A 26,547-nucleotide genomic window follows, 5' to 3' on the forward strand; every position below is an offset into this window, starting at 1 on the left:
GGCGTCGCAAAACAATTCCAGGGGCGAAAAGCGCCATCGCGGGGAATCGCTGAGGATTATTTCACCGGCGAATTCCGGCCTGCTCGCAGCGGGTGCGACGGTTGATTGAGCCTCATCACGCGCGCAGCGCGCGCCGCCAGACGCGCCTAATGCACGCTAAGCCGTACGTTTCACGAGAGAGATTCATGCTGAAAGGAAACATCCTGACGACCGACGGCTGGATATACGGCTCGGTCGCGTTTGCGAACGGACGGGTGACCGCGCTCGAAGGCGCGCGCGTGGACCCGAAGACTAATGACGCGCCGTATATCCTGCCCGGTTTCGTCGACTGCCACGTGCATGGAGGCGGCGGCGCGGACATCATGGAAGGCGGCGACGCTGCAAGCACGGTCGCGCGCGAGCACGCGAAGCACGGCACGACCAGCATGCTCGCCACCACCATGACCGCTCCACGCGACGAACTGATGGCGGTTGTCGCCGGTCTCGGTGAACAATCCATCCGCCGCGCGTCCGGTGGCGCCAGGGTGCTCGGCGTGCATCTGGAAGGTCCGTATATCAATCCCGGCAAGCTCGGCGCGCAGCCGGATGCCGCAGCGGTTGCCGTGCGTGACGAAGTGCTGAAGTACTTGTCGCTTGCGCCCATCCGCGTGGTCACAATTGCGCCGGAAATCTCCGGGCATATGGAAGTAATCCAGGAAATGGCGGCGCGCGGCGTACGCGTGCAAGTGGGCCATTCGCTCGCCACCTACGAAGACGCCGTCAATGCGCTAAAACACGGCGCTCGCGGCTTCACGCACTTGTTCAACGCCATGTCGCCGCTACATCACCGCAATCCCGGCGTAGTGGGCGCGGCGCTCGCGCATGCCGAATATGCTGAACTGATCCCCGACCTCCTGCACGTGCATCCCGGCGCAATCCGCGCTGCGTTGCGCGCCATTCCGCGCCTGTATGTGGTCACCGACAGCACCTCGGCTTCCGGCATGCCCGACGGCGAATATCGCCTGGGCAGCCAGCACGTCACGAAGTGCATGGGCGGCGTGCGTCTTGCCGACGGCACGCTCGCGGGCAGCACGCTGACCATGGATCAGGCGTTGCGCAATCTTGTCTCTATCGGCTTGCCGATGGCGGATGTTTCCAATCGCCTGTCACGTTACGCCGCCGATTATCTCGGCCTTGAAGACAGAGGCCGGATCGCGCGTGGCGCGTGGGCGGACCTCGTTGTATTCGATCGCGAACTTGCGTTGACAGCAACTTATGTAGAGGGTGAATCAATTGTCGAATATGCTTGATGAGGCGCTGGCTTCCGCCGACGTGGTGGTTGCCCAGCTAGCCGATACTTCCCACATTGAAGCACTCGCCGCACGGCTCGCCGAAGAGCCGCGCCACGTTGCATTGACCGTTGCGCGCGGTTCATCGGATCACGCCGCCAGTTACTTCGCAGGCCTGACCATGAGCCGCATTGGCGTGCCGGTCGCTTCGTTGCCCATGTCGGTTGCGACCTTGCAGCAAGCGCCTTTGCGCGTGAAAGGCCAACTGGCCGTGGCGTTCTCGCAGTCGGGCAAGAGTCCCGACCTGATCGGCACCATGCAGGCGTTGCGTGCCGCCGGCGCGCTGACCGTGGCTGCCGTTAACGCGCCCGGTTCGCCGCTCGCCGAAGCGTGTGAGTGGAATCTGCCGCTGCTGGCCGGGCCGGAATTATCGGTGGCCGCGACTAAAAGCTACATCGCAATGTTGTCGCTTTCGGCGATCGTGATTGCGCATGTGCAGAAAGACATTGAATTGCTGAGTGCCTTGAAAACGCTGCCCGACGCGTTGCGCGCGGCGGGCAAGCTCGACTGGTCGTACGCTGTCGATGAACTGAAAAACGTCGACCGCATGATCGTGATCGGCCGTGGACTCGGCCTCGCGATTGCCCAGGAAGCCGCGCTGAAGTTAAAGGAAACATCGGGCATTCAGGCCGAGGCGTTCTCCAGCGCGGAAGTGCGGCATGGACCAATGGAGCTTATCGGCGAGGACTATCCGTTGCTCGTTTTTGCACCGCGCGGTCCGGAGCAGGCTGGGTTGATCCAGCTTGCCCGCGACATGCGCGCGCGTGGCGCACGCGTGCTGCTCGCCGCGCCCGCCGATGTGCCCGAAGCCACGTTGCCGCTGGTCGAGACTGCCCATTTCGCGCTTGATCCAATCGCTGCAATCCTGTCCTTCTATGTGATGGCCGATGCCCTGGCGGCCGCGCGCGGGCGTAATCCCGACGCGCCGCGCCATCTGGCCAAAGTCACCGAAACCCGTTAATAGAGAGTCATCCGATGCGCCGTGCCGAGGAGTCCCTGTTGAATCATTCCCCTGAAAACCCGAACGATTTCGTGTTGCTCGCGCCCTTCACCGGCCCGATGGTGCCGCTCGCCGACGTCCCCGATCCTGTGTTTGCGGACGGCATGTTCGGCGATGGCATTGGTATCGATCCGCTGTCAGGCGAGCTGCTCGCGCCGTGCGATGGCGTCATCACGCATCTCGCGCGCACCCATCACGCGGTGACTCTGCGCACGCCGCAAGGCGCGGAAATCCTGGTGCACATTGGTATTGATACGGTCGAGCTTGCGGGTAAAGGTTTTACGCCGAAGGTCGAGCAGGGCGCCAGCGTGCGCACCGGCCAGGTGCTGATCGAGTTCGACGCCGACTACGTCGCGCAGAACGCACCAAGCCTCGTTTCCGTGATCGCGGTCGCCAATGGCGACGCGTTCGAGGTGGTCGACCGCGCTGGCCGCGGCATGCTGAAAGCGGGCGAAAGCCAGTTGCTCGTGCTGCGCGGCAAGGGCGGCGTGAAGGCAGACGCGGCCCGCAGCGACTCGAATTTTACCGACGAAGCGCGCCGCAACGTGACGCTCGCGCACGCCGGTGGTTTGCACGCGCGGCCCGCTGCGCGCGCCCGCGAAGCGGCGCGTGGTTTCGACGCCAAGGTGGAAGTGCGTTTCAACGGCCGCAAGGCGCCGATTGAAAGCGTGGTCGGTTTGCTCGGCCTCGGCGCAGGCGAAGGCGCGACCGTTGAATTGCTCGGTGTAGGCGCGCAAGCCGCGGCGGCGGTCGAAGCCGTCGCAGCGGAATTGCTGCGTGAAGCGCATGGCGAAGTGGAAGAGAAGCCGGCGCGTACGCAGTCTCCCGCGCCGCTCGCGGTCGCACGCGATCCCGGCAAGCCGCTCGATCCGAATACGATCGCGGGCGTGTGCGCATCGCCGGGAATTGCGGTCGGCAAGCTCGTGCGTTGGGACGACAACGACATCACGCCGCCCGAGCAGGCAACCGGAACATCGGCAGCGGAAAGCCGCTTGCTGGACAAGGCGATTGCGACCATCGACGCCGAACTGGATGAAACCGTCCGTACTGCTTCGCAACGCGGTGCGGTCGGCGAAGCGGGCATTTTCGCCGTGCATCGCGTATTGCTGGAAGATCCCACGCTGCTCGACGCCGCGCGCGACCTGATCAGCCTGGGCAAGAGCGCCGGGTTTGCGTGGCGTGAAGCGATTCGCGCGCAGATCGTGTTGCTGTCGACTATCGAAGACACGCTGCTGGCTGAGCGTGCCGCCGATCTCCGCGATATCGAAAAGCGCGTACTGCGCGCGCTCGGCTATACGAACACGGCAGCGCGCGAATTGCCTGACGAAGCGGTGCTCGCCGCCGATGAATTCACCCCCTCCGACCTGTCATCGCTTGATCGTACACGCGTCACGGCGCTGGTGATGGCACGCGGCGGCGCGACGTCGCATGCAGCGATCATCGCGCGCCAGATCGGCATCCCGGCATTGGTCGCGGTCGGCGACGCACTGCATGCGATTCCCGACGGCACGCAAGTCGTGGTCGATGCATCCGCCGGTCGGCTGGAGCACGCACCGACCCAACTCGATGTGGAACGCGCGCGCCTTGAGCGCCAGCGTCTCGCGGGCGTGCGGGAGGTGAACCGCCGCACGTCGCAGGAAGCGGCAGCAACACGCGACGGCCGCACGATCGAAGTGGCGGCGAACATCGCGACACTTGATGACGCAAAAACTGCTGTCGACAACGGCGCAGACGCGGTCGGCCTCTTGCGCACCGAGCTGCTGTTTATCCATCGCAAGTCGGCCCCCACGGCAGATGAGCACAAGGAAAGCTATCAATCGATTGTCGGCGCATTGAACGGACGTACGGCGATTATCCGCACGCTCGACGTGGGCGCGGACAAGGAAGTCGATTACCTCACGCTGCCGCCCGAAACGAACCCGGCGCTGGGCTTGCGCGGCATTCGCCTGGCGCAAGTGCGCCCTGATCTCCTCGACGACCAGTTGCGTGGTCTGCTCGCGGTGAAACCGTTCGGCACGGTACGCATTCTTCTGCCTATGGTCACCGACTCGGGCGAACTCGTGCGCTTGAGAAAGCGCATCGATGAACTCGCGGCGGAAATTGGCCGCACCGATCCCATTCAGGTGGGCGTGATGATCGAAGTGCCGTCGGCGGCGCTGCTGGCCGACCAGCTCGCTCAACATGCGGATTTCCTGTCGATCGGCACGAACGATCTCACGCAATACACGCTCGCAATGGACCGTTGCCAGGCCGATCTCGCCGCTCAAGCCGACGGTTTGCATCCGGCTGTGCTGCGCCTCATCAAGGCAGCCACAGACGGAGCAGCCAAACACGGCAAATGGGTTGGCGTATGCGGCGCGCTCGGCGGCGACCCGGTCGCGGTGCCCTTGCTCGTGGGACTGGGCGTGACGGAATTGTCGGTGGATCCGGTTTCGGTTCCCGGCATCAAGGCGCTTGTGCGCAAACTCGATTACCCACTGTGCCGTCAGCGCGCTGAGGACGCCTTGGCGCTCGAATCAGCACAGGCAGTAAGAGCAGCAAGCCGCGAAATCTGGCCGCTGGACTAACACGTCCGTCCGGCAGCCGGTCGTTGCGGTTATCGCGTTTATTAGTAAAAAAGCTTCGATCGACAACATGTTGTATCAACACGATCAACGACAAGACACTTATCTCTGGAGAACCTGATGGACGCTAACCTGTTTGCAAAAATGCAGCGTCTCGGCCGCGCGCTGATGCTGCCGATTGCCGTGCTACCGGTGGCCGGGCTGCTATTGCGCCTCGGCCAGCCGGATGTCTTCAACATCAAGATGATCGCCGACGCTGGCGATACGATCTTTTCGAACCTGCCACTCTTGTTCGCCATCGGCGTGGCAGTTGGTTTTGCGAAGGACAATAACGGTACGGCCGGTCTGGCGGGTGCGATCGGTTACCTGATCGAAATCGCGGTGATGAAGGACATCAACGACAAGCTCAACATGGGCGTGTTGTCGGGGATTCTCGCAGGTTGCGTGGCCGGGTATCTGTATAACCGCTATAAAGACATCAAGCTCCCTGAGTACCTCGCGTTCTTCGGAGGGAAACGCTTCGTGCCGATTGTCACGGGGGTGACCTGTCTGGTGCTCGGCATCATACTTGGCTATGTCTGGGCACCGGTCCAGGCGGCTATTGATGCAGCCGGCGGCTGGCTGACCGGCGCGGGCGCGCTGGGTGTCTTCGTGTTCGGCGTGCTGAACCGGATCCTGCTGGTGACGGGTCTGCATCACATCATCAACTCGCTTGCATGGTTCGTGTTCGGTTCGTACACGCCCCCGGGCGGCGGCGCGGCGGTGACGGGCGACTTGCATCGTTTCTTTGCCGGCGATAAAACGGCAGGCGGTTTCATGACGGGTTTCTTCCCGATCATGATGTTCGGCTTGCCGGCAGCCTGTCTGGCCATGTTCCACGAAGCACCGAAGGAACGTCGCGCAATGGTCGGCGGCTTGCTCTTCTCGATGGCGCTGACCGCGTTCCTGACGGGCGTGACCGAGCCTATCGAATACACCTTCATGTTCCTCGCACCGGTGCTGTACGCGATCCACGCGGTGCTGACGGGCCTGTCGCTCGCCATTTGCTCGGCGTTGGGCATTCACCTCGGCTTCACGTTCTCGGCCGGCGCGATCGACTACGTGCTGAACTATGGTCTCTCGCAGCGCGGCTGGCTGGCGATTCCGGTGGGCCTGGTCTACGGTGTGGTCTATTACGGCCTGTTCCGCTTCTTTATCCGCAAGTTCAACATGGCAACGCCGGGCCGTGAGCCTGCTACGACCGATGCAGAAGTCGAGTCCTATGACAACACGGGTTTCGTTTCCCCGACAGCCGGTGCTACCGTGCCGCGCGCAGTACGCTACATCGCTGCTTTGGGCGGTGCGTCGAACCTGACGGTCGTCGATGCCTGCACGACCCGTCTGCGTCTTTCGGTGGTGGATTCAGGGAAGGTGTCGGAACCCGAGTTGAAGGCGATTGGCGCGCGTGGTGTGTTGAAGCGCGGCGCGACGAGTGTGCAGGTCATCATCGGGCCGGAAGCCGATCTCATCTCCGATGAAATCCGCACCGAACTCGAACGGTCGTCCACACGCGGTGCAGCGCCGGTTGCGTCCACTGCGGCGGCTGTTGCGCCGCTGGCTGCGGTTCCAGCAAGTGAACAAGGTCCGCTCGATCCCGACCCGGTGCGCTGGCTTGCCGTGTTTGGCGGCGCGACCAACGTGGCGTCGCTCGATGCTGTCGCAGCTACGCGCCTGCGGGTGGTGGTGCGCGATCCTTCATCGGTTGATCGTCAGCGCTTGTCGACACTCGATGTTGCGTGGGTTTCCGCCGATACGTTCCACATTGTCGTGGGCAACTCGGCTGATCGTTATGCAGCCGCCATGGCGAAGCGTCTTTCGCCGGGCGGTGGCGCGTCACCATTGCCGGCGTAACTTTGTTGGCAGCAACGTGCTTATGGCGGCTGGGGTTTTGAAACCTTAGCCGCTGATCACGCGACTTTATCTGAACAGATGAGGTCGCGAGTTTCAAATTCCTTCGATTTACTTCAAGACCCGGCATGGCGAAAGTCATGATCCGGGTCTATTATTTGTTGCTCAAACATTGAGCAAACCTAATTAATTCATGTTGGGTAACGGATTTCGTATTCGTTTCTTTCTCATTGCGTATTGTATGCAGGAAACCTGGTTTTTGACTCCGTCGTTACTAATTGATTAACAATACTAATTAATTAACAAAAATCGAGAAACCGATTGCAACTTTGTTTCGCTTCTTCTACCCGGAGTCGTTCATGAAAACAAAAATCGTCGTGTGGATCATGCTTATGCTGGTTGGCAGCGTAGCTCACGCCAGCGCGTCGTTCTCGGTGCAATGTGCGTATTCTCATACGCTTCCAGACGATCCCATTGTTTATCCAGGAAGGCCGGGAGAAGCAATGGTTCACGATTTCTTCGGCAATACAAAATCAAATGCGTTCAGCACTTACGAGTCGTTGAACAACAATAAAGTGACCACCTGCAGTTCGAACGCAGACGTGTCGGCGTACTGGGCGCCGCAACTTAAGAGGGCGTACGGAGTGGTCTCCCCGATGTATCAGAAGACCTATTACAAGAATGACCAGCCGGTGGTTCCTATCCACCAAATTCCGCCAGGATTGGAGATGCTGGCAGGGAATCACATGGGCACTGCCCCCAATCCGCATGTCAACTTCTTGTGCGCGGGCACCGGGGGCTACACAACAACGATGCCGAAGACCTGCCCCGTGACAAGCCCCGGTGCGTCGTCGCAACTCAATATCTCGGTGCATTTTCCCGACTGCTGGGACGGCCACACGCTAGCGCCAATCCTTGGTGCCAACAAGAGCACGCGGATGAGCAACCTCATGAAAGCGGCGAACGGCGGGCTTAACTTCGCGTATCGAAACCCCGACGGCACTTGCCCCAGTGCGTATCCGGTGAAGATCCCCGAGTTGCAAATCAACCTGGCTTATGACCTCGGGACCGATCCGGATCTGTCGAACGCGCAATTGTCGCTGGACCCCGTCTTCGAGAACGGTAAATGGGTACCCCAATGGGGCAGCATGTATACCGCCCATGGCGACTTCTTCAATGCATGGCACGTAGAGACGATGAAATACCTCATCGATATGTGCATGAACAAACCCGAAGTCGGAGGGAGCTGCGGCAGCGGCATTCCCGTCTATTATTCGGCGGCCAGCGCGAACGTTCAGCTGGACAGCAAAGGCCCGGCTGATCCGTCGGGCACGACGTTCGTGTCTGATCCTGACAACGTGATCCTGATCAAATTTCCGATGCCGGAGCATCTCGATGACTATCCCTACGCCAAGTCATATTTGCAGACCCTGGGCGGGAATACGACCGATGACTCGGCCGTCATGCTCAATCTCTATGCCGCAACGACTGATTGGGACGACACGGAGCATTTGCCAAACGCGGCGGCCTGCAGTACGAGCCAGGGCATTGGCGGGATCTATCTTGATAACGTGCAGCAGGTGCGGACCAACGACATCAGTGGGTATATTGCAGCGCTAAAAGCCGCTGGGGCGAAGGAAGTGGGCCTCTGCATTCGCAACAGGACGGGCAAGACGGTCAGCTTCTCGTCGCGTAGCGGTTCATGGACACCGGGCCTTTACCTGAAGTAAGGGATTTCCAACGATACCGGAGCGTTTCGGGCAGCTTCAGGCCCGAGCCGCTCCGGCTGCCGTTTACAGCTGCGACGTTCAACGCCCTCGCATTGTCGCATCGTCAAATTCTCAATTAAATCCGATTATCTCAATAATAAGAAACCAAAGTATTTAAATAAATTAAACATTAATCTGCGACAACAAGACGCATCGAATAAACACAAAAGATTTTTCGAGAAAGTTGCATTAAATTGGCGCTTGAAATCGCGCTACCCTTCGCCCGAGGCTGATTAAAAGTCTAAACGTAATATCTCAAAAACGTTGAAATCGGGCAAGGTATGAAACAAAAATCCGGGTCGGGGTTTTGCAAGCGGTTAGCAATTTTCCCTGCTCTTCTTCTGTCGGGATGTGGCCAGATGGATCTACTCGATCCTAAAGGCAGCATCGGACTGGCTGAGAAGAATCTTATTCTTACGTCCACGTACGCCATGTTGATCGTGGTGGTGCCGGTGATCTTCCTGACGCTGCTGTTTGCGTGGAAATATCGGCAATCGAATACATCGGCTGAATATTTGCCGAAATGGGCTCACTCCACCAAGATTGAAGTGGTGATCTGGCTCGTTCCGAGCTTGATTATTCTTTATCTCGGCATATTGACGTACAAAAGCACGCACGCACTCGATCCTTATAAGCCGCTTGTCTCTGAGGTTAAGCCGATCAATGTTGAAGTTGTCGCGCTCGACTGGAAATGGCTTTTCATTTATCCGGATCTGGGTATTGCGTCGGTTAATCGGATTGAGTTTCCCGTTGGTACGCCGGTGAACTTCAAGATCACGTCAGATTCGGTGATGAACTCATTTTTCATCCCGCAATTGGGTGGTCAGATTTACGCAATGGCGGGCATGCAGACCAAGCTGCATTTGATCGCCGATGAAGCGGGCGATTACGCCGGTATCTCTGCGAATTTCAGTGGTCAAGGTTTCTCCGACATGAAATTCCGCGCCGTGGCAACCACGCCTGAAGAGTTTGCCGCCTGGGTGGCGAAGGTGAAGTCATCGCCGAGTCAGCTCGACGGCGTCAACTATGCAGCCGTTGCCTTGCCGACCGAAAAACACCCGGTCCAGTACTTCTCGAAGGTCGACGCGAATCTGTTCCAGAGCATCGTCGCGAAATACAACAACGGGCATGCTCGCAACATACCCGACCCGATCTGCCGCACGAAGGGATAAGCCATGTTTGGAAATCTGTTGGGAAAATTAACGCTGGCGGACATACCGTTCGACCAGCCAATCATCATGGCCGCGGCGGCGTTCATGGCCCTCATTGTGGTGGCCGTGGTCGTCGGGCTGACGTGGTTCAAGAAGTGGGGCTATCTGTGGAGTGAATGGCTGACCTCAGTCGATCACAAGAAGATTGGCGTAATGTACATCGTGGTGGCGGTGTTAATGCTGCTGCGCGGTTTTGTAGACGCGCTCATGATGCGCACGCAACTCGCGCTCGCCTCTAACGGGCCAGGATTTTTGCCGCCCGAGCATTACAACCAGATCTTCACGGCGCACGGCGTCATCATGATTTTCTTCATGGCGATGGCGTTCATGATCGGCTTGATGAACATTGTCGTGCCGCTGCAAATTGGCGCACGCGATGTCGCGTTCCCGTTCATCAACTCGCTTAGCTTCTGGATGACAGCGCTTGCCGCCATCCTGATCAATATCTCGCTGGTGATCGGGGACTTTGCGCAAACCGGGTGGCTCGCGTATCCGCCGTTGTCGGAGCTGCAATTCAGTCCAGGGGTGGGCGTCGACTACTACTTGTGGAGTTTGCAGCTGTCCGGCATAGGAACGTTGCTCACTGGCGTCAACTTCTTCGTGACCATCATCAAGATGCGCGCACCGGGCATGACGCTCATGAAGATGCCGGTGTTCACGTGGACGTCGCTGTGCTCGAACGTGCTGATTCTCGCCACGTTCCCAATCCTGACCGCGACGCTCGCGTTGCTGGCGCTCGACCGCTACCTCGGCATGCATTTCTTCACGAACGAGGCCGGTGGCAACGCCATGCTGTATCTGAACCTGATTTGGGCCTGGGGACATCCGGAGGTGTACATCCTGGTGCTGCCGGCGTTCGGCATCTACTCGGAAGTCGTGGCTACGTTCGCGAAAAAGCCGTTGTTCGGCTACAAGACGATGGTCTACGCCACGTGCTCGATCATGGTGTTGTCGCTGCTCGTCTGGCTGCATCACTTCTTCACGATGGGGTCCGGCGCGAACGTGAATGCGTTCTTCGGGATCATGACCATGATCATTGCCATTCCGACCGGCGTGAAGATCTTCAACTGGCTATTCACCATCTATAAGGGGCGGCTGGAGTTGTCATCGCCGGTGTTGTGGACAATCGGCTTCATGATCACGTTCACCGTTGGCGGCATGACGGGCGTGTTGCTGGCCGTGCCGGGCGCTGACTTTGTGTTGCATAACAGCCTGTTCCTGATCGCTCACTTCCATAACGCGATTATCGGCGGCGTGGTGTTCGGGTATCTCGCCGGCTTCACGTACTGGTTCCCGAAGGCGTTCGGTTTCAAGCTGAACGAAACGCTTGGTAAGTGCGCATTCTGGTGCTGGTTCGTAGGCTTCTGGACTGCGTTCATGCCGCTGTACGTGCTCGGTTTCATGGGTGCGACGCGCCGCATGAATCATTACGACACGCCGGGATGGCAGCCGTACATGGTTGTCGCGTTGATCGGTGCGCTGATCCTCCTCGTCGGCGTGGTGTTCCAGATCGCTCAGGTGGTTGTCAGCGTCGTGAAACGGAATTCGCCTGCCTACAAAGACGTCACCGGCGACCCGTGGAATGGCCGCACACTCGAATGGTCGACCAGTTCGCCGCCGCCTGTCTATAACTTCGCGGTCGTGCCGGTGGTCCATGAACTCGACGCGTTCGCACACATGAAGGAACGCGGCCGCACGCGCCACGCACGCGAGGATTACCGCGACATCCACATGCCGCGCAACACGAGCGCTGGTCTGTTTGTTGGGTTGTTCAGCCTGGCTGTCGGTTTTGCGTTGGTCTGGCACATCTGGTGGCTGGCAATCGCGGGGCTTCTGGGCGTGGTCGTCACGCTGATCCTTCGTAGCTATAACAACGACATCGACTACACCATTTCCGCTGAAACCGTCGCCGGCATGGACGGCTCGCCGACGCCGACGTCAGCGCGGACGCTGGACCTGCAGGAGGCACTGTAATGCTGCAAAAAACCATCCCACTTGATTTGCAGGGATCGCACGATGACCATGGCGCGTCGAATACCGTGCTGGGGTTCTGGGTGTACCTGATGACCGACTGCATTATCTTTGCGTCGTTGTTCGCAGTGTTCGCCGTCATGGGGCACCAGTTCGCGGACGGTCCTTCAGGTAAGGACGTGTTCGAGCTTCCGGGCGTCATGCTCGAAACAGCCATCCTGTTGGTGAGCAGTATCACGTTCGGCTTTGGCATGCTGGCCGCTCACAAGGGCAAGTCGACCGCACTGCTGGCGTGGCTCGGCGTGACGTTCTTGCTGGGTGCTGTGTTTATCGTGCTGGAAATCCACGAGTTCAGCATGCTGATCGCGCAGGGTTACGGACCCGATCGCAGTGCGTTTTTGTCGGCGTTCTTCACGCTGGGCGCAACGCACGGCTTGCACGTGACGGTCGGCCTGATCTGGATGGCGGTCCTGGCCATCCAGGTGATCGGCAACAAGAAAGTCACCCAACGCGATCTGACGCGCCTCACGTGTCTCAGCCTCTTTTGGCACTTTCTGGACATCGTGTGGATTTGCGTCTTTACCTTTGTTTATCTGACGAGCGTCGTATAAATGGCAAACGCACATTCAATCGATACCGGCGCGGGCCACGGCAGCGTGCGCTCGTATGTCATTGGCTTCGTCCTGTCGGTCGTGCTCACGGCCGCCGCTTTTGGACTGGTCATGCAGCAAGCGTTGGGGCCGACAGAGTCGGTCATCGCCATCGCCGTGCTCGCGTTTATCCAGATCCTCGTGCATCTGGTGTTTTTCCTGCATATGAACACGTCTTCATCGCAGCGATGGAACCTGCTCTCGCTCGGATTCGCCGTGCTGGTGGCGGTGATTCTGATCGGCGGGACGTTGTGGGTGCTGCATAACGTCGGCGCGCACATGATGTCGCGCTAAGTCGCAGAGGGTCTGCTGGCTGAACGCCAAGCGGCGCCAGAGGGAAACCTCTGGCGCCGCTTTTTCATTGGTGCGTGTCAGGTACGTCGCATATAAGCAAATCGAGCGAATCGCGCAGGCAAAGAAAAGCCCGCCGTCTTTCGACGGCAGGCTTTCAACTCTTCTCTACGCACCGCTTATGAATTTCTCACGAATCGCTAAAAACTCAAGCGGCGAATCTCCTGTGCTAATCGCTCAAGCGTACTCGTGCAGCGCCGTGCGCATTTTCTTCATTGCGCTGGCTTCGATCTGGCGAATCCGTTCCGCCGATACCCCAAACTCGTCAGCAAGTTCATGCAGCGTCTTGCCACCCGAGCCGTCGTCTTCCACTTCGAGCCAACGCGCCTGAACGATCCGGCGGCTGCGTTCGTCGAGCGATTCGAGCGCGGTCGACAACCCCTCGCTTTGCAGCTTGTCGAACTGACGCGACGCCAGCACGTTGGTCGGCTCATTGTGCGAGTCGGCCAGATATGCGATAGGCGCATACGATTCCTCGCCGTCGTCGATCTGACCTTCCAACGCGATGTCTCCGCCTGAAAGACGCGTTTCCATCTCGGAGACTTCCTCGCGCTTCACGTTCAGTTCTTTCGCCAGGCTATCAACCTCACCCGGCGTGAACGCGTTGTGGCCGGTCTTGTGGCTGCGAAGGTTGAAAAACAGCTTGCGCTGCGCCTTCGTGGTTGCCACTTTCACCGTGCGCCAGTTGCGCAGGATGTACTCGTGAATCTCAGCCTTGATCCAGTGCATGGCATACGACACCAGCCGCACGTTCTGTTGCGGATCGAAGCGCTTCACGGCCTTCATCAGGCCGATATTGCCTTCCTGAATCAGGTCGGCGTGGGGTAGCCCATAACCCAAATAATTGCGGGCAATCGATACCACCAGGCGCAGGTGCGACAGCACGAGCTGACGCGCGGCGTCCAGGTTGTCGTTCTCACGGAATTCGGTGGCGTACTGACGTTCTTCCGACGGCGTTAGCATCGGGATCCGGTTGACAGCCGAAATGTAGGCGTCGATGTTGCCGATCTGGCCAGTCAACATGGACGACTGCGCAAACGTCAGCGCACCTGCCGAAGCGGCCTTGGCCGGCGCCGAGTGTCCAGTATTCGGGAGGGTCATCGCATTGGTCACGCTTGTGTGCTCCTTATCAACAAAAAACCCGATGAGAAACCGGGTTAGCCACGATATTAGCACTCTGCCATTTCGAGTGCTAAGGATTAGAGAGCCCTTGTGTGTCCAAGTTCCCATACGCTATTAGAATCAACGCTCCAATAGCCAATAAGTGCTTTCCCGGACTGTTGCACACCGCGAAACGGTGTCACTGTCAAACTTACCGAAAGAAATTTGCAAGATTTCGCACGATTTACGCGCTAATCAGGATTCGACGAAACTTAACTCCGTGTTTCGCCCGTTCAGCAGAACTCTTCCGAGCAGTTTTTTGAGACCGTCTCTAAAATGACGGCTTGCTGCGTTGGTGGCGAGCCCATCTTGTGAGAATCCAGCCGCGGAGTATTCATGCAGAAAAACAAAAGTGTCTGGCAAAAGCGCTCTTTCTACGGTGCCTTGTTTGGTGCGCTGGTCTTGGCTTCGGCCGCTGCCCACGCTGATCAGTTCGGCGTACAGATTGCCGGCGGGGTTGCCGACCATGACGTCCGGAAGGCAGATGTCGGTGCGGTCTGGGACCCCAACTGGACCTGGTGGGAAATCGGCGGTTTCCACTTCACTGTTGTGGGCGAAGCGCACGTGGCCTACTGGGATATTCGCGAAAGTCAGGCTTCGAATCCGGGCATCTGGGAATTTGGTCTCACCCCGATGTTCCGCTTCATCAAGAGTTCCGGATGGTTTCGGCCCTACGTGGAAGCCGGTGTAGGCATACGGCTCCTGTCACATGTTCGCGAGACCGAGACGCGTACCTTCTCTTCGGCCTTTCAGTTCGCCGATGTCGTGGGCGTAGGGGCTCAATTCGGCGCACATCAAAACTATCAGGCAGGCTTCCGGTTTCAGCATTTATCGAACGGCGGTATCGAACACCCGAATCCTGGTATAAATTTCAGCCAGATATATTTGCAATACAACTTCTGACGGGGACCGCGTCCATCGGTTCCTCTAGCGCGAAAGGAATCGACAGATGCCGGCACAACCTATCGATACGCCCATCGAGGCGATCCGCGAACTCGAGCGCGAGCGTTTCCGTGCGATGGTCGACGGTGACGGCGAACTGCTGGACGCGCTGCTGTCGGAGAACGCCAGCTATGTTCACACCAATGGCAAGCGCGAGACGAAGCGTCAGTTTATTGATGCGATCATGGCGGGGCGCCGGCGCTATCGGCAGATCGAGATCCAGTCGCAGGATGTGATACCGGGCGGACGGGACACGTGGATCGTTTATGGGCGCGCGTTGCTCGAGATGGAGTCGAAGAACGGCGCCTTGCTGTTTCCCATCGCGTACACGGCCATTCATATTCAGGTCGATGGGCAATGGCAGTTGCTCGCGATGCAGGCAACACGCGTGGCGCTGGATTAGCACCGGTTCGACGCCGTTCGGTCGGGCGTCGCGGTTCGGCCGGCGGATCGGCGCCTTGTGAGCGCCGGTCGCCATGCTGATACCGGTTGTCGTGTTTTATCGCCTGCTTCGCAAATTTCTGCCGCGCTGATTCGGCTGGTTTGGGAAAGCGACGCTGGCACCATCACCGGGCATTACCTATTTTCCAAGCCAACTTCAGCGCGTCTCACCTCCTAGCTACTGCCCACTACTCGTTACTGGAAAGCCGCGGCCTCACGCCGCTACCGCTTCGCTTTCCACTTCCTTGCTCCCGGCCCAGCTCACGCGATTTACCGCGCTGACGATGGCATCGACGACTGCCTGAATCGCGTTCGCATTCACCGCGACGCCGAACCGCATCGCCTGATCGTCAATCCTGCAGCCGATGAACACCGCCGTCTCACCCTTCGCGGTCGTGGTGGTTTCAAACGATGTCACCTCGATCGCCACATTCGCAACGCTGGCTACCGTCGCAGCGATTGCCTGCGCGTGCGCCTCGTCGGCAACTGCGGAGACGGGCAGCTTCACGTGGCGTCCATCGAAGTGCAGGGTCGAGGCATCCGTCCGCGACGCCGGCCCTTGTGCGTCGAAGTATTCGCGCTTGAACAACGCGCAAATGGCATCGCCGGAGACTTCCGCGCCGGAGGCGTCGGCGACTTTCTGCACGACGTGGCTGAATTCGATCTGCACGCGGCGCGGCGGCGTGAAGCCCAGCCCGCGTTCGAGCAGATACGTCGCGCCGCCTTTGCCCGACTGGCTGTTCACGCGAATCACGGCGTCGTAGCTGCGGCCAAGATCGGCAGGGTCGATGGGGAGATACGGCAGGTCCCACACCGTGTCCGCTTCGCGCTGGGCGAACCCCTTGCGGATGGCATCCTGATGCGAGCCGGAGAAGGCCGTGAACACGAGATCGCCGGCGTACGGGTGACGCGGATGCACGGGAATCTGGTTGCAGCGCTCGACCACGCGGCGTACGCCGTCGATATCCGAAAAATCCAGACCGGGGTCGATACCCTGCGTGTACAAATTCATCGCGAGCGTGACGAGATCCACATTGCCCGTGCGCTCGCCGTTGCCAAAGAGGCAGCCTTCCACGCGATCTGCGCCGGCAAGGATCGCGAGTTCCGCGGCGGCGACTGCCGTGCCGCGATCGTTATGCGGATGCACAGAGAGCACGATGCTGTCGCGGAAACTCATGTTGCGATCCATCCACTCGATCTGATCGGCGAACACGTTCGGCATGGCCGCTTCCACGGTGGCCGGCAAATTCACGATCATCTTGTGGTCGGGCGTTGGGCGCCACATTTGCGCGACGGCGTCGCAGACTTCGCGAGAAAACGAAAGCTCGGTCATGCTGAACGTTTCCGGCGAATACTGGTAGATCCAGTGCGTGCCGGGGCGCGCGGCGGCGCACTCCTTGATGATGCGCGTGCCTTCCACGGCGAGCGCCTTGGTTTCTTCCTTGGATTGCGCGAAAACGATCTTGCGAAACGACGGTGCAATGGCGTTGTACAGGTGCACGATCACCCGGGGCGCGCCTTCCACTGCTTCAAATGTTCGCTCGATGAGTTCGCGGCGCGACTGCACGAGCACTTCAATGGTTACGTCAGCGGGAATGCGTTTTTCCATGATCAGCTTACGTACGAAGTCGAAATCCGTCTGCGATGCCGACGGAAAGCCCACTTCGATTTCCTTGAAACCCACCGCCGCCAGCATCTCGAAGAATTCGAGCTTGGCTTCAATGCTCATCGGGTCGATCAGCGCCTGGTTGCCGTCACGCAGATCGGTGCTCATCCAGATGGGCGCGCGCTCAATTGTGCGAGTGGGCCATCGGCGGCCGTTGAGGTTGACCTGGGGGAAAGGGCGGTATTTCTCGGAAGGGTTGCGCATCATCATCGTGGGCCTCGGCTGAACGCGTTGTACGCGTGAAAGCGCAGTCGTTGCGAGGCGGAGGAGTGGCCGGTGGCTTGCCGGCATCGTTCCGATGCGCGCTGTTCAGGTTCGCGACGTGCCATGGCGTGGGTGACGCCGGTGACGAACGTGAACGATGCAAATGCAGCGTGCATGTGATCCTCGCGTTTTCGATCCGTGGATGAACGGACGAAAGCAGACGACTACGGGTGGTGAAAAGGGAACTGCAAAAGGGGAACTACGAAACTGCGGGAGGGACCGCGCGAGGAACGCGCGGCGCCACGTTTAGCGACTTACGCTAGACGTAGCGATAGGGGCCGCGCTAGGCGACCCTGAGTAATTCGAAGGGAGGGGAATTGGGTAAAGCTCATTTCTGCACATTAGCGTAGGGCGCGCGCTTTTGTCAACAGAAACGCTTTCTCGACTGAAGAATGCTTTTGCGAATGCCCTACCGCCTGACGATATCCGCAATCAACTCCGCCTGACGCGCGAGCGCGGGCGGGATAGGCGCTTCACCGCGCAGCACGGTTTCGATCCAACGGGCGGTGGTCGCGGCATCGAGAGCCTCGGGCAACGCCACCACGGGCGCGTCCGGCGAGGAGCGCTCGGGCGATATGAGCGTTTCCGCGTGGCCGTCGTGGAACCAGTCCACCTGCACTTGCCGGCGCGTGTCCGCGACCGCTTCGCCCTCTGTCCCGCGTGCGAGCAGGGCGCCGCCAGCGGCTGCATCGGGATGCTCGGTGAACAGTCCCGTCAGGCTCTCGCGATACTCCGGATGCGTGTAGTTCACCAGCCGCAAACCGGGTTGCGCGAACGGTTGCAGGATCTTGACCAGCGTATGCGTGGAATTTCTCACGCCCATGATCCGCCGGATCGCGAGCAGGCGCGCGAGCTTGGGCGCGAGCACGGTGATCGGCGCGAACGCCAGCCGCCGAGAGGCGAGGTTGTCCTCGATTTCATCGTGGGAGGTGGATTCCGGAATGCCCAGCTCGGCGAAAATCGCGGCGCTCGTTATGCGCCCTGGGTCAGTCGTTACGCCATGCACGAGCACGGGCACACCGTCCCGCGCGAGCAGCATCGCGAGCAGCGGGGTGAGGTTCGGCTGCTTGCGCGCGCCGTTGTACGTGGGGATCGAGACAGGGCGTGCGTGGTCGCGGCCGTTCTGGATATGCAACGGTTCGAACGAGCAATGCGCGGCCGCCAGCATCGCAGCCAGTTCTGCGGCGGTCTCGCCTTTCACCCGATACGCGAGCAACACGGCGCCGAGTTCGAGATCGGAGACGCGATTGTCGAGCATGGCTTCGTAGAGGGCGTACGTGTCCTCGCGGGTCAGCGCTCGCGCGCCGTTCGGCCCGCGGCCGATTTCCTTGATGAAACGGGCGCACGGGAAAGGGGCTCTGTCGGTCATTGATTGGTTTGTCTGAGCGGCCTGCGTACGGGTAGCTGAATCGCCTCTACGCGATAGGCCGCTGCAATTCTGGAAATACAGGAATCACATTCAGTACCGCATTTGAGCCGGGCTTGCAAGTCGCCGAACGGTTTGGCGGATCGTTTTCGGGGCGCTTGCCGCTCATTTCGATGATCGTGGGCTTAGGACCGCCCAACGGGAATCGCAGACCGTGCGGCGCGCTCATGCTTGCTTTACTGCGCGACGCGTTGGGGCTCATAGGCCGTTCAGCCGAATCGCGATGCGCAACTGTGCACGTTAAACTTGAGGTTCAGGTCGATGCTTCATCAAACAGGAGAAAACGCAATGAGTCACGTATTTGCTCCGGCACCCGCGGTCGCAGTGCCTGTCGTCGGTTCCGGCGACCAGTTTCCCGTTCGCCGGATTTATTGCGTCGGTCGGAACTACGAGGCGCATGCGCGCGAGATGGGGCACGACCCCGATCGTGAACCGCCGTTTTTCTTTGGTAAGCCCGCTGACGCCGTGCTGTACGTCGCGCCCGGTGCGACCGGCGAATTCCCGTATCCGTCGCAGTCGAAGAACGTGCACTTCGAGATGGAACTCGTGGCGGCGATCGGCAAGCAAGGCAAGGACATTCCTGCCGATAAAGCACTTGATCACGTCTACGGCTACGCGCTCGGCCTCGACATGACGCGCCGTGACTTGCAAGCCGAAGCGAAGAAGCTAGGCCGCCCGTGGGATACGGCGAAGGGCTTCGATCATTCGGCGCCGCTCGGTCCGATTCATCCGGTAGCAAAAGTTGGGCATCTGGAAAAAAGCGCGATCTGGCTCACCGTCAATGGCGAAGAGAAGCAGCGATCGGACATCTCGCAACTGATCTGGTCCGTGGGCGACACGATCGCGTATCTGTCCACGCTATTCGAGTTGTTCCCGGGCGACCTCATTTTTACCGGTACGCCTGAAGGCGTCGGCGCCATTCAGAAGGGCGACCTGATGAAGGGCGGTGTCGACGGAATCGGAGAGTTTTCCGTGCGCGTGGTCTGACTATAAAAACGGAGGGGACCCATGAAGCTATACAGCTATTTTCGTAGCTCGGCGGCGTATCGCGTGCGGATCGCGCTGAATCTCAAAGGACTCGCCTATGAGTACGCGCCTATCCATCTTCTGCGCGACGGCGGGCAACAACTGAAGCCGGACTATCGCGAGCTGAATCCGGACGGCATCGTGCCCACGTTTATCGACGGTGAAAATGTGCTTACGCAGTCGCTTGCGATTATCGAATATCTGGAAGAGACGCATCCTGAGCCACCCTTGTTGCCGGGCATGCCATTGGATCGGGCGTTTATCCGTTCGGTCGCGCTTCAGATTGCGTGCGAGATCCATCCCGTCGACAACCTGCGCGTACTGAAGTATCTGAAGCACACGCTGAAGGTTGGCGACGAAGCGAAAGACACGTGGTACCGGCACTGGCTGGAATCGGGTTTTGAGTCGCTTGAAAAGCGGCTCGCGAACGACTCGCGCGTGGGCACGTTGTGTTTCGGCGATACTCCCACGCTCGCCGATCTGTGCCTCGTGCCGCAGGTGTACAACGCGCGACGCTTTAATCTCGATATGAGCCGTTATCCGACGATCGAACGTATCGCCGATCATGCAGCGCAAATCGATGCGTTCGCGCGTGCCGCGCCCGGACAGCAACCGGACGCCGAATGACGACAGCAGTTTTTCTATCCGGCGCCGGGCTTGGCGCAAGTCTGATTATCGCGATTGGTGCTCAAAACGCTTTTGTGTTGCGGCAAGGCTTGAAACGGCGGCACGTGGGCTGGGTCGTTTTTATCTGCGCGCTGATCGACGTATTGCTGATCGGGTTGGGTATTGCCGGGATGGGGGCGCTCATCGCGCGAGCGCCAGTGCTGCTTGGGGTGATTCGATGGGCGGGAGCGATGTTTCTGCTCTTGTACGGCTTGCGGGCTTTTCACGCGGCGTGGAAGGGACCGGGGCATTTGCACGCCGAGAACGGTGAATCACAGACGGCGTTAAAAGCGATATCAACGGTGCTCGCTTTATCGCTGCTTAATCCGCACGTTTATCTCGATACCGTCGTGTTGCTCGGCGGCATTGGTGCACGTTACGGCTGGCCGGGGAACGCGTGGTTTGCCGCAGGGGCAATGTGCTCGTCGATCATCTGGTTCACCGCGCTTGGGTACGGTGCGCGCTTGCTCCAGCCGTTGTTCGAGAAAGATATCTCGTGGAGGGTGCTCGATGTGATCGTGGGGATTGTGATGTGGTGGATTGCCGCGGCGCTGATAGTGTCCCGATAGCGCGTGGCCACGGTCTGGCTGAACGCCAGGCCGCGGCACCGGTTTAACTTCCGAGCAACGCGTCCGCGAATTCGTCGGCGCTGAACGGCTGTAAGTCCTCGACTTTCTCGCCCACGCCAATGAAGTACACCGGGATCGGCCGCTGCCGCGCAATGGCCGCGAGAATACCGCCCTTCGCCGTACCGTCGAGCTTGGTCACGATCAAACCCGTCAAGCCCAGCGCATCGTCGAAAGACTTCACTTGGGCGAGCGCGTTCTGGCCCGTGTTTGCGTCGATAACCAGCAGCACTTCGTGCGGCGCGTCGGGCTGCGCCTTTGCGATCACGCGCTTCACCTTGCGCAGTTCTTCCATCAAATGAAGCTGTGTGGGCAGGCGGCCCGCTGTGTCGGCCATCATCACGTCGATCTTGCGGGCACGCGCGGCGCCGACCGCATCGAAGATCACGGCGGCTGCATCGCCGCTTTCCTGCGATACCACCGTCACGTTGTTGCGTTGTCCCCATACCGTGAGCTGTTCGCGTGCGGCAGCACGGAAGGTGTCGCCGGCGGCGAGCAGCACGGACTGGTCGAAGCGCTGCAAATGCTTGGCCAGCTTGCCAATGCTCGTGGTCTTGCCCGCGCCGTTCACGCCAGCGATCATCATCACGAGCGGTTGGGCGCGACCGAGCATCAGCGACTTCTCGAGTGGCCGCAGCAGGTCTGCGAGCAGCGAGCGCAGTGCGGCCTTGACCTGCATCGAATCGGTAAGCCGTTCGCTGCGTACTTTTTCACGCAGCGCTTCAAGCAGATACTCGGTGGCATCGACACCGGCATCCGACATCAGCAGCGCTGTTTCAAGTTCCTCATACAAATCCTCATCGATCTTTGCGCCGATGAAAATCCCCGTCAGGCCCGAACTGGTCTTCGATAGCCCGGTTTTCAGCCGCGTGAGCCACGAACGCTTCGCGTTCGGTTCGGGTTCCGGCGGCGGCACGATCACGACGGTTTCTGCCGGCGCCTTCCATTGCGATGCCGTGCGGCCCTGCCAGTAGGGTTTGGCTTCTGGCGTGGTGGCTGCGGCGGGGCTCGCCGGAAGGGGTATTGCGCTCGCAGGCGGGGCTTGCGTCAGCGGCGCGGGCGTTCCTGCAGTCGCTACACCGGGGGCTTCCGTGTGCGTCGGCTGGACTACCTTGGTCGTTGACGCTACCGGCTGCTCTTGCGTAACCGGCGTTGTAGCGTGCGGCAGCGAAGCGCTCGATGCAGACAGGGGCGCGCCTGCGGGCGCTCCGTTATCTAGCGGAGAGTCTGAGGCGTGAGGCGCGCTCTGAGCCGAATTCGCCGATGAAGCTGAAACCGATCCCGATCCTGAACCCAATCCGCCAAGGTCAGCCGGACGCGCCGGCCGGTCAAGCGATTTCACAGGAGCGCTGGATGGCCCGTTTTCAGCCGTGGACCCCGTCCCACCCGCCGGTGCGTCCGGCATCCGCTGCGCACCGGCAGCGAATCCCGTACCCCGCAATGGCGTTCCCGAAGCCCGATCCGTCACCGCAGCGCCTTCCCGCGCGGTTTCAACCGGCTGCGCCGGCGAACTCGCGTGCCGAAGCCCTTCAGCGTCTTCGGTTTCGTTTTCCTCGGGCTTATCGGTATCGGTATCGGTCGATTTGCCTATTAATCGTTTGAAAAAGCTGAACATGGTCTGCAGTGGTGGGGGTGGCGCGTTCTATCGATGCCGTCGCAACCGCGTTCCTGCGTCGAGCGGACGCAAAACACAAACAATACGCGAACGCAAAGGTGGCGATGGCTGCCGTGCCGCGAAAAGCCGCCGGAAACAGCGGGAAGAGCCGGGCGTGTGCGCAAAACAAGCGAAAGACGCGTATTTTATCAGCCGCCACCGATCGTAGTGTCCGCGCCGACGGCGACCCCTGCATCGGGCACGGCAGGGCTGTGGTAACGTGCCCGCATCGGCGAATGCGAATTCCTGCAACCGATGACATTTTCACCCGGCCCGCGCGGGTCATCCCGCCGCCTATACCCACGATCCACGCGCCACGTACGTCCATGTCCCGTTCCTCGATCACCCGCACATTAGAGCGCAGTCCCGAGCGAAATCGCGAACGCAGCGCCGAGCGTACCGCCGAGCGCGCACCAAAAGTCCGCGAAGCAGCGCCATCGCGCGGCGGCAAGGCGCATTCCATCCGAATCATTGGCGGCGACTGGAAGCGCACACCGCTGCCCGTTCTGAGCCTGGACGGGCTGCGGCCGACGCCGGACCGGGTCCGCGAGACGCTGTTCAACTGGCTGGGCCAATCGCTCGACGGTAAATGTTGCCTCGATCTCTTCGCCGGCAGCGGCGCATTGGGCTTCGAAGCGGCGTCGCGCGGCGCGCTACGCGTGCTGATGGTGGAACGCAGCGGCCGCGCGGTCGCGCAACTGAAGGCGAACCAGACGCGCCTGGCCGCGAAAAACATCGAAATCGTGGAAGCGGACGCGCTGCGGCTCGCCGCGGGCCTCGCGCCGAATTCCTTCGATGTCGTGTTCCTCGATCCCCCTTTCGGCGATACCACCATGCTGCAGCGCGCTATTGAACTGGCCGTGCCACTGGTATCGCCGGGGGGCGCGCTGTATATCGAATCGGGTGAACCCGTCGATCCCGCGCAAACGCCGGCGTTGTCCGGATGGGCGATTACCCGCGAAGGCAAGGCTGGCGCGGTCCGCTATCATTTGCTGCAGCGCGAAAATGAGGAATAATGCGCGTTCCCAAATGTTGGCGGGCAATGTCCGGCCGACGGCGGACGGGGTCTGATGGACGTAGCGGGCGACGTGGTATCGGCGGTCTTGTCGATGCTGGCATCGGCCCAATCTGTAGCGAAAGACACACCAGAAGAAGTATCAGAAGAGGAGATGCCCCATGGTTGTAGCCGTTTATCCCGGAACGTTCGACCCGCTCACGCGCGGTCACGAAGATCTCGTGCGACGTGCATCGAGTATTTTCGATACGCTGGTGGTCGGAGTGGCAGATAGCCAGAACAAGAAGCCGTTCTTCAGTTTGGCGGAACGGCTGGATATAGCACACGATGTATTGGGCCATTATCCGAACGTACAGGTGATGAGCTTCAAGGGGCTGCTGAAGGATTTCGTGCGCAAGAACAATGCGCGTGTGATCGTGAGGGGCCTGCGCGCCGTCTCCGACTTCGAATACGAATTCCAGATGGCGGGCATGAACCGTTATTTGCTGCCCGACGTCGAAACGATGTTCATGACGCCATCGGATCAATATCAATTCATCTCGGGCACGATCGTGCGCGAGATCGCGCAACTCGGCGGCGATGTCAGCAAGTTCGTGTTTCCCTCGGTGGAAAAGCGCTTGCAGGACAAAGTTGGTCCGATCGCGCAAGACCCAACGGTGCCGTAAGCGTTTCAGACGCTCACTCATGTGCCCACTAAGGTGGACACTGAAGTGGGCACTAAGCGCGCTCATCCAGGGCGCGCGGGCACCGAAAAAGCCGGCTGAGATGCCGGGCGAAGAGAGTAAAGCATGGCCCTGTTCATTACCGACGAGTGCATCAACTGCGACGTGTGCGAGCCCGAGTGCCCGAACGACGCCATCTCGATGGGTATCGATATCTACGTGATCGACCCCAACAAGTGCACCGAATGCGTCGGCCACTACGACGAACCGCAATGCCAGCAAGTGTGCCCGGTGGATTGCATTCCACGCGATCCCGCGCATGAGGAAAACGCCATCCAGCTGATGGCGAAATATCACGCGTTGATGAAAGCGAAGGGCGCTTGATTTAACGTCAAGCGTCAGGCATCAAGCGCCCTCAACAAGCGCCGCCTCAGAGCAGTGCGCGCAGCCCTGCCAGCAACGTGTCGCAGTCGGCGTCAGTGCCGATCGTGATGCGCAAATGCTGGTCGATCCGCGGCGCCTTGAAATGCCGCACGAAAATCTCCTTCTCCTTCAAGCGCGCGGCCAGCGTGGCGGCGTCGTGTTCCAGATGGCGCGCGAATACGAAATTCGCAGCCGACGGCACCACATCGAAGCCTAAAGCCTGCAAGTCCGCCGTCAGCCGTTCGCGGCTAGCGATTACCTTTGCGCAGGTTTCGCGAAACCAGTCGTCGTCTTCAACGGCCGCGATTGCTGCGGCTTGGGCCAGCCGATCGAGCGGATAGGAATTGAAGCTGTCCTTCACGCGTGTCAGCGCCTCGATCAACGCCTCATGTCCTAGCGCAAATCCCACGCGCATGCCCGCCAGTGAACGCGCCTTCGACATCGTCTGCACGACCAGCAAATTCGGATTTTCATCGATCAACGTCACCGCCGATTCCGCGCCGAAATCCACATACGCCTCATCGATCACGACAACCGAATCCGGATTCGCCGCGAGCAGCACCTTGATTTCGGCGAGCGGCAACGCGCGGCCCGTCGGTGCGTTCGGATTGGGGAGCAGCACGCCACCGTTAGGCGCGCGATAGTCGTCCACATCAATACCGAAATCCGCGTTGAGCGGCATGACGTCGAGCGCTACGCCGTATAACTGCGCATACACGGGATAAAAGCTGTACGTGATATCGGGAAATCGGATGGGCTTGTCGTGCTTGAGCAGCGCCTGGAACGTGTGTGCGAGAACCTCGTCCGACCCATTGCCGACAAACACTTGCTCGACCCGCAGGCCGTGATGCTGTGCGATGGCCGCGCGCAACGCATGCGCTGTCGGATCGGGATATTTACGGAGCGAATCACCGTCCTCGCCGAGTTCGCGTCGGATTGCATCGACCACGCGCGGTGAGGGCGGATAGGGGTTCTCGTTCGTGTTGAGCTTCACGGGACGCTCTAGCGCGGGTTGTTCACCCGGCACATACGGCGTCAGCTTATTGACGATATCGCTCCAGAAACGGCTCAAGGTTCGCTCCTTAATTGTCCCTTACTTGTCCTTTCGGGACGGGATGATGCGAGTTCACTACTGCTTGCTACGTTGCGTTCAGCCGTTGCGATGCAGGTTCATCATCGCACGCTCCATCTCGTCGTTGATGGCGAACGGCATGACGGCGAGCGCGCGTTCTATCGATGCATCGATGACGTCCTGCTCCTCGCGCCGCGGCGGTTTCAGCACAAAATTTGCCACATCCGGTTTCGCACCGGCTCGGGAGGCTTCGGGAATGAGGTCACGCGGATGCCCGATGCCGATCCGCAACCGCCAATATTGCTGCACCGACAAATGCGCGGAAATGTCCTTCAGGCCATTGTGGCCGCCGCTGCCGCCGCCGAGTTTCAGCTTCACCGTGCCGGGCGGCAGGTCGAGTTCATCGTGCGCGACCAGGATCTCGTCCGGCAAAATCTTGAAGAATTGCGCCACCGCCACTACCGATTGCCCTGACCGGTTCATGAAGGTTTGCGGCTCGAGCAGATGAATCTCCTGGCCATTGAGCCGGCCGCGGCCGTAGTGCCCGTGAAACCGGCGTTCGTCACGAAGCGACGCACCGGCATCGCGCGCCAGTTGATCGACGAACCAGAAGCCGGCGTTGTGACGGGTCGCGGTGTATTCGGCGCCCGGATTGCCGAGCCCGACGATCAGTTTGATCATGTTCAATCTTGGCGGCGTAGTGATTTCAACCGCACCAGAAAAAGGCCAAAAAAAACCCGCCGGAGCAGAGCAACGGCGGGTCACTTCGTCC

At 60.0% G+C, this 26,547-nt stretch carries 23 protein-coding genes; 17 read left to right on the top strand and 6 right to left on the bottom strand.

Going from position 1 to position 26,547, the window contains the following annotated elements:
• The first annotated feature begins 185 nt into the window (after positions 1–185).
• The 9 genes from nagA to cyoD all read left to right on the top strand — a co-directional run bounded on the left by nagA (position 186) and on the right by cyoD (position 12,674).
• A complete protein-coding gene (gene nagA / locus SBC1_RS01645; protein ID WP_165085953.1) occupies positions 186–1,289 on the top strand; it encodes an N-acetylglucosamine-6-phosphate deacetylase in 1,104 nt (367 codons plus the stop codon).
• Positions 1,282–2,289, top strand: coding sequence for an SIS domain-containing protein (locus SBC1_RS01650; protein ID WP_165988762.1), 1,008 nt, complete (start codon positions 1,282–1,284; stop codon positions 2,287–2,289). The genes nagA and SBC1_RS01650 overlap by 8 nt, the downstream gene beginning before the upstream one ends.
• A gap of 14 nt (positions 2,290–2,303) precedes the next feature.
• On the top strand, positions 2,304–4,895 hold the full coding sequence (gene ptsP, locus SBC1_RS01655) for a phosphoenolpyruvate--protein phosphotransferase (RefSeq protein ID WP_165085955.1): 2,592 nt from the start codon (positions 2,304–2,306) through the stop codon (positions 4,893–4,895).
• A 117-nt stretch (positions 4,896–5,012) separates the two neighbouring features.
• Complete coding sequence (gene nagE / locus SBC1_RS01660) at positions 5,013–6,782, top strand: N-acetylglucosamine-specific PTS transporter subunit IIBC (RefSeq protein WP_165085958.1); 1,770 nt, start codon at positions 5,013–5,015, stop codon at positions 6,780–6,782.
• A 356-nt stretch (positions 6,783–7,138) separates the two neighbouring features.
• Positions 7,139–8,509, top strand: a complete 1,371-nt coding sequence (locus SBC1_RS01665; protein WP_165987073.1) for a DUF1996 domain-containing protein — start codon at positions 7,139–7,141, stop codon at positions 8,507–8,509.
• Positions 8,510–8,829: 320 nt separating this feature from the next.
• Positions 8,830–9,720 carry a ubiquinol oxidase subunit II gene (cyoA, locus tag SBC1_RS01670; protein WP_165085965.1) on the top strand — a complete coding sequence of 297 codons (891 nt, stop codon included), beginning with the start codon at positions 8,830–8,832 and terminating at the stop codon, positions 9,718–9,720.
• 15 nt (positions 9,721–9,735) lie between these two features.
• The gene (gene cyoB / locus SBC1_RS01675) at positions 9,736–11,733 is read left to right on the top strand and encodes a cytochrome o ubiquinol oxidase subunit I (protein ID WP_165988763.1); all 1,998 of its coding nucleotides are present in this window, start codon (positions 9,736–9,738) and stop codon (positions 11,731–11,733) included.
• The gene (gene cyoC / locus SBC1_RS01680; protein WP_165987075.1) at positions 11,733–12,341 is read left to right on the top strand and encodes a cytochrome o ubiquinol oxidase subunit III; all 609 of its coding nucleotides are present in this window, start codon (positions 11,733–11,735) and stop codon (positions 12,339–12,341) included. The genes cyoB and cyoC overlap by 1 nt, the downstream gene beginning before the upstream one ends.
• Positions 12,342–12,674 (top strand): cytochrome o ubiquinol oxidase subunit IV, encoded by a 333-nt coding sequence (cyoD, locus tag SBC1_RS01685; RefSeq protein WP_165085971.1) that lies wholly within the window; start codon positions 12,342–12,344, stop codon positions 12,672–12,674. It abuts the gene before it with no gap.
• Between the two features lie 234 nt (positions 12,675–12,908).
• Here cyoD and rpoH read toward each other — a convergent pair whose 3' ends face one another.
• Complete coding sequence (gene rpoH, locus SBC1_RS01690) at positions 12,909–13,844, bottom strand: RNA polymerase sigma factor RpoH (protein WP_165085974.1); 936 nt, start codon at positions 13,842–13,844, stop codon at positions 12,909–12,911.
• A gap of 384 nt (positions 13,845–14,228) precedes the next feature.
• Here rpoH and SBC1_RS01695 point away from each other — a divergent pair, with 384 nt between their 5' ends.
• The gene (locus SBC1_RS01695) at positions 14,229–14,795 is read left to right on the top strand and encodes an acyloxyacyl hydrolase (protein WP_165085977.1); all 567 of its coding nucleotides are present in this window, start codon (positions 14,229–14,231) and stop codon (positions 14,793–14,795) included.
• 46 nt (positions 14,796–14,841) lie between these two features.
• Positions 14,842–15,237, top strand: coding sequence for a nuclear transport factor 2 family protein (locus tag SBC1_RS01700; protein ID WP_165085979.1), 396 nt, complete (start codon positions 14,842–14,844; stop codon positions 15,235–15,237).
• Between the two features lie 252 nt (positions 15,238–15,489).
• On the opposite strand, the gene leuA is transcribed toward SBC1_RS01700, so the two are convergent.
• Positions 15,490–17,148, bottom strand: a complete 1,659-nt coding sequence (gene leuA, locus SBC1_RS01705; protein ID WP_165988765.1) for a 2-isopropylmalate synthase — start codon at positions 17,146–17,148, stop codon at positions 15,490–15,492.
• A gap of 466 nt (positions 17,149–17,614) precedes the next feature.
• The gene (gene ybiB / locus SBC1_RS01710; protein WP_165085981.1) at positions 17,615–18,574 is read right to left on the bottom strand and encodes a DNA-binding protein YbiB; all 960 of its coding nucleotides are present in this window, start codon (positions 18,572–18,574) and stop codon (positions 17,615–17,617) included.
• 345 nt (positions 18,575–18,919) lie between these two features.
• Here ybiB and SBC1_RS01715 point away from each other — a divergent pair, with 345 nt between their 5' ends.
• Genes SBC1_RS01715 through SBC1_RS01725 form a run of 3 tightly spaced genes read left to right on the top strand, consistent with a single transcriptional unit; the run spans position 18,920 to position 20,892 of the window.
• Complete coding sequence (locus tag SBC1_RS01715) at positions 18,920–19,618, top strand: fumarylacetoacetate hydrolase family protein (protein ID WP_165085983.1); 699 nt, start codon at positions 18,920–18,922, stop codon at positions 19,616–19,618.
• A gap of 21 nt (positions 19,619–19,639) precedes the next feature.
• Positions 19,640–20,284: a maleylacetoacetate isomerase gene (maiA, locus tag SBC1_RS01720; RefSeq protein WP_165085985.1), complete on the top strand. Its 645-nt coding sequence runs from the start codon at positions 19,640–19,642 to the stop codon at positions 20,282–20,284.
• Positions 20,281–20,892, top strand: a complete 612-nt coding sequence (locus SBC1_RS01725; RefSeq protein ID WP_165085987.1) for a LysE/ArgO family amino acid transporter — start codon at positions 20,281–20,283, stop codon at positions 20,890–20,892. The genes maiA and SBC1_RS01725 overlap by 4 nt, the downstream gene beginning before the upstream one ends.
• 43 nt (positions 20,893–20,935) lie before the next feature.
• Here the strand turns inward: SBC1_RS01725 and ftsY are convergent, their stop codons facing one another.
• Positions 20,936–22,000 (bottom strand): signal recognition particle-docking protein FtsY, encoded by a 1,065-nt coding sequence (gene ftsY, locus SBC1_RS01730; protein WP_370469599.1) that lies wholly within the window; start codon positions 21,998–22,000, stop codon positions 20,936–20,938.
• Between the two features lie 929 nt (positions 22,001–22,929).
• Here ftsY and rsmD point away from each other — a divergent pair.
• The 3 genes from rsmD to SBC1_RS01745 all read left to right on the top strand — a co-directional run bounded on the left by rsmD (position 22,930) and on the right by SBC1_RS01745 (position 24,664).
• Positions 22,930–23,619 carry a 16S rRNA (guanine(966)-N(2))-methyltransferase RsmD gene (gene rsmD / locus SBC1_RS01735; protein ID WP_165085990.1) on the top strand — a complete coding sequence of 230 codons (690 nt, stop codon included), beginning with the start codon at positions 22,930–22,932 and terminating at the stop codon, positions 23,617–23,619.
• Between the two features lie 160 nt (positions 23,620–23,779).
• Positions 23,780–24,283 (top strand): pantetheine-phosphate adenylyltransferase, encoded by a 504-nt coding sequence (gene coaD / locus SBC1_RS01740; RefSeq protein WP_165085992.1) that lies wholly within the window; start codon positions 23,780–23,782, stop codon positions 24,281–24,283.
• Positions 24,284–24,406: 123 nt separating this feature from the next.
• Positions 24,407–24,664 (top strand): YfhL family 4Fe-4S dicluster ferredoxin, encoded by a 258-nt coding sequence (locus SBC1_RS01745; RefSeq protein WP_165085994.1) that lies wholly within the window; start codon positions 24,407–24,409, stop codon positions 24,662–24,664.
• 46 nt (positions 24,665–24,710) lie between these two features.
• Here SBC1_RS01745 and hisC read toward each other — a convergent pair whose 3' ends face one another.
• Positions 24,711–25,775: a histidinol-phosphate transaminase gene (gene hisC, locus SBC1_RS01750; RefSeq protein WP_165987077.1), complete on the bottom strand. Its 1,065-nt coding sequence runs from the start codon at positions 25,773–25,775 to the stop codon at positions 24,711–24,713.
• A gap of 78 nt (positions 25,776–25,853) precedes the next feature.
• On the bottom strand, positions 25,854–26,456 hold the full coding sequence (gene pth / locus SBC1_RS01755) for an aminoacyl-tRNA hydrolase (RefSeq protein ID WP_062090360.1): 603 nt from the start codon (positions 26,454–26,456) through the stop codon (positions 25,854–25,856).
• Positions 26,457–26,547: the final 91 nt, after the last annotated feature.

Source organism: Caballeronia sp. SBC1, assembly GCF_011493005.1.
Lineage (GTDB): Bacteria > Pseudomonadota > Gammaproteobacteria > Burkholderiales > Burkholderiaceae > Caballeronia.

What these genes read in the sequence shown, in the direction of transcription:
- pth (WP_062090360.1), bottom strand. Translation starts at nt 26,456, where the DNA reads ATGATCAAACTGATCGTCGGGCTCGGCAATCCGGGCGCCGAATACACC.
- rsmD (WP_165085990.1), top strand. Translation starts at nt 22,930, where the DNA reads ATGTCCCGTTCCTCGATCACCCGCACATTAGAGCGCAGTCCCGAGCGA.
- SBC1_RS01745 (WP_165085994.1), top strand. Translation starts at nt 24,407, where the DNA reads ATGGCCCTGTTCATTACCGACGAGTGCATCAACTGCGACGTGTGCGAG.
- cyoC (WP_165987075.1), top strand. Translation starts at nt 11,733, where the DNA reads ATGCTGCAAAAAACCATCCCACTTGATTTGCAGGGATCGCACGATGAC.
- cyoD (WP_165085971.1), top strand. Translation starts at nt 12,342, where the DNA reads ATGGCAAACGCACATTCAATCGATACCGGCGCGGGCCACGGCAGCGTG.
- SBC1_RS01715 (WP_165085983.1), top strand. Translation starts at nt 18,920, where the DNA reads ATGAGTCACGTATTTGCTCCGGCACCCGCGGTCGCAGTGCCTGTCGTC.
- cyoA (WP_165085965.1), top strand. Translation starts at nt 8,830, where the DNA reads ATGAAACAAAAATCCGGGTCGGGGTTTTGCAAGCGGTTAGCAATTTTC.
- SBC1_RS01725 (WP_165085987.1), top strand. Translation starts at nt 20,281, where the DNA reads ATGACGACAGCAGTTTTTCTATCCGGCGCCGGGCTTGGCGCAAGTCTG.
- nagA (WP_165085953.1), top strand. Translation starts at nt 186, where the DNA reads ATGCTGAAAGGAAACATCCTGACGACCGACGGCTGGATATACGGCTCG.
- coaD (WP_165085992.1), top strand. Translation starts at nt 23,780, where the DNA reads ATGGTTGTAGCCGTTTATCCCGGAACGTTCGACCCGCTCACGCGCGGT.
- nagE (WP_165085958.1), top strand. Translation starts at nt 5,013, where the DNA reads ATGGACGCTAACCTGTTTGCAAAAATGCAGCGTCTCGGCCGCGCGCTG.
- SBC1_RS01650 (WP_165988762.1), top strand. Translation starts at nt 1,282, where the DNA reads ATGCTTGATGAGGCGCTGGCTTCCGCCGACGTGGTGGTTGCCCAGCTA.
- maiA (WP_165085985.1), top strand. Translation starts at nt 19,640, where the DNA reads ATGAAGCTATACAGCTATTTTCGTAGCTCGGCGGCGTATCGCGTGCGG.
- SBC1_RS01695 (WP_165085977.1), top strand. Translation starts at nt 14,229, where the DNA reads ATGCAGAAAAACAAAAGTGTCTGGCAAAAGCGCTCTTTCTACGGTGCC.
- leuA (WP_165988765.1), bottom strand. Translation starts at nt 17,148, where the DNA reads ATGATGCGCAACCCTTCCGAGAAATACCGCCCTTTCCCCCAGGTCAAC.
- SBC1_RS01665 (WP_165987073.1), top strand. Translation starts at nt 7,139, where the DNA reads ATGAAAACAAAAATCGTCGTGTGGATCATGCTTATGCTGGTTGGCAGC.
- ybiB (WP_165085981.1), bottom strand. Translation starts at nt 18,574, where the DNA reads ATGACCGACAGAGCCCCTTTCCCGTGCGCCCGTTTCATCAAGGAAATC.
- SBC1_RS01700 (WP_165085979.1), top strand. Translation starts at nt 14,842, where the DNA reads ATGCCGGCACAACCTATCGATACGCCCATCGAGGCGATCCGCGAACTC.
- ptsP (WP_165085955.1), top strand. Translation starts at nt 2,304, where the DNA reads ATGCGCCGTGCCGAGGAGTCCCTGTTGAATCATTCCCCTGAAAACCCG.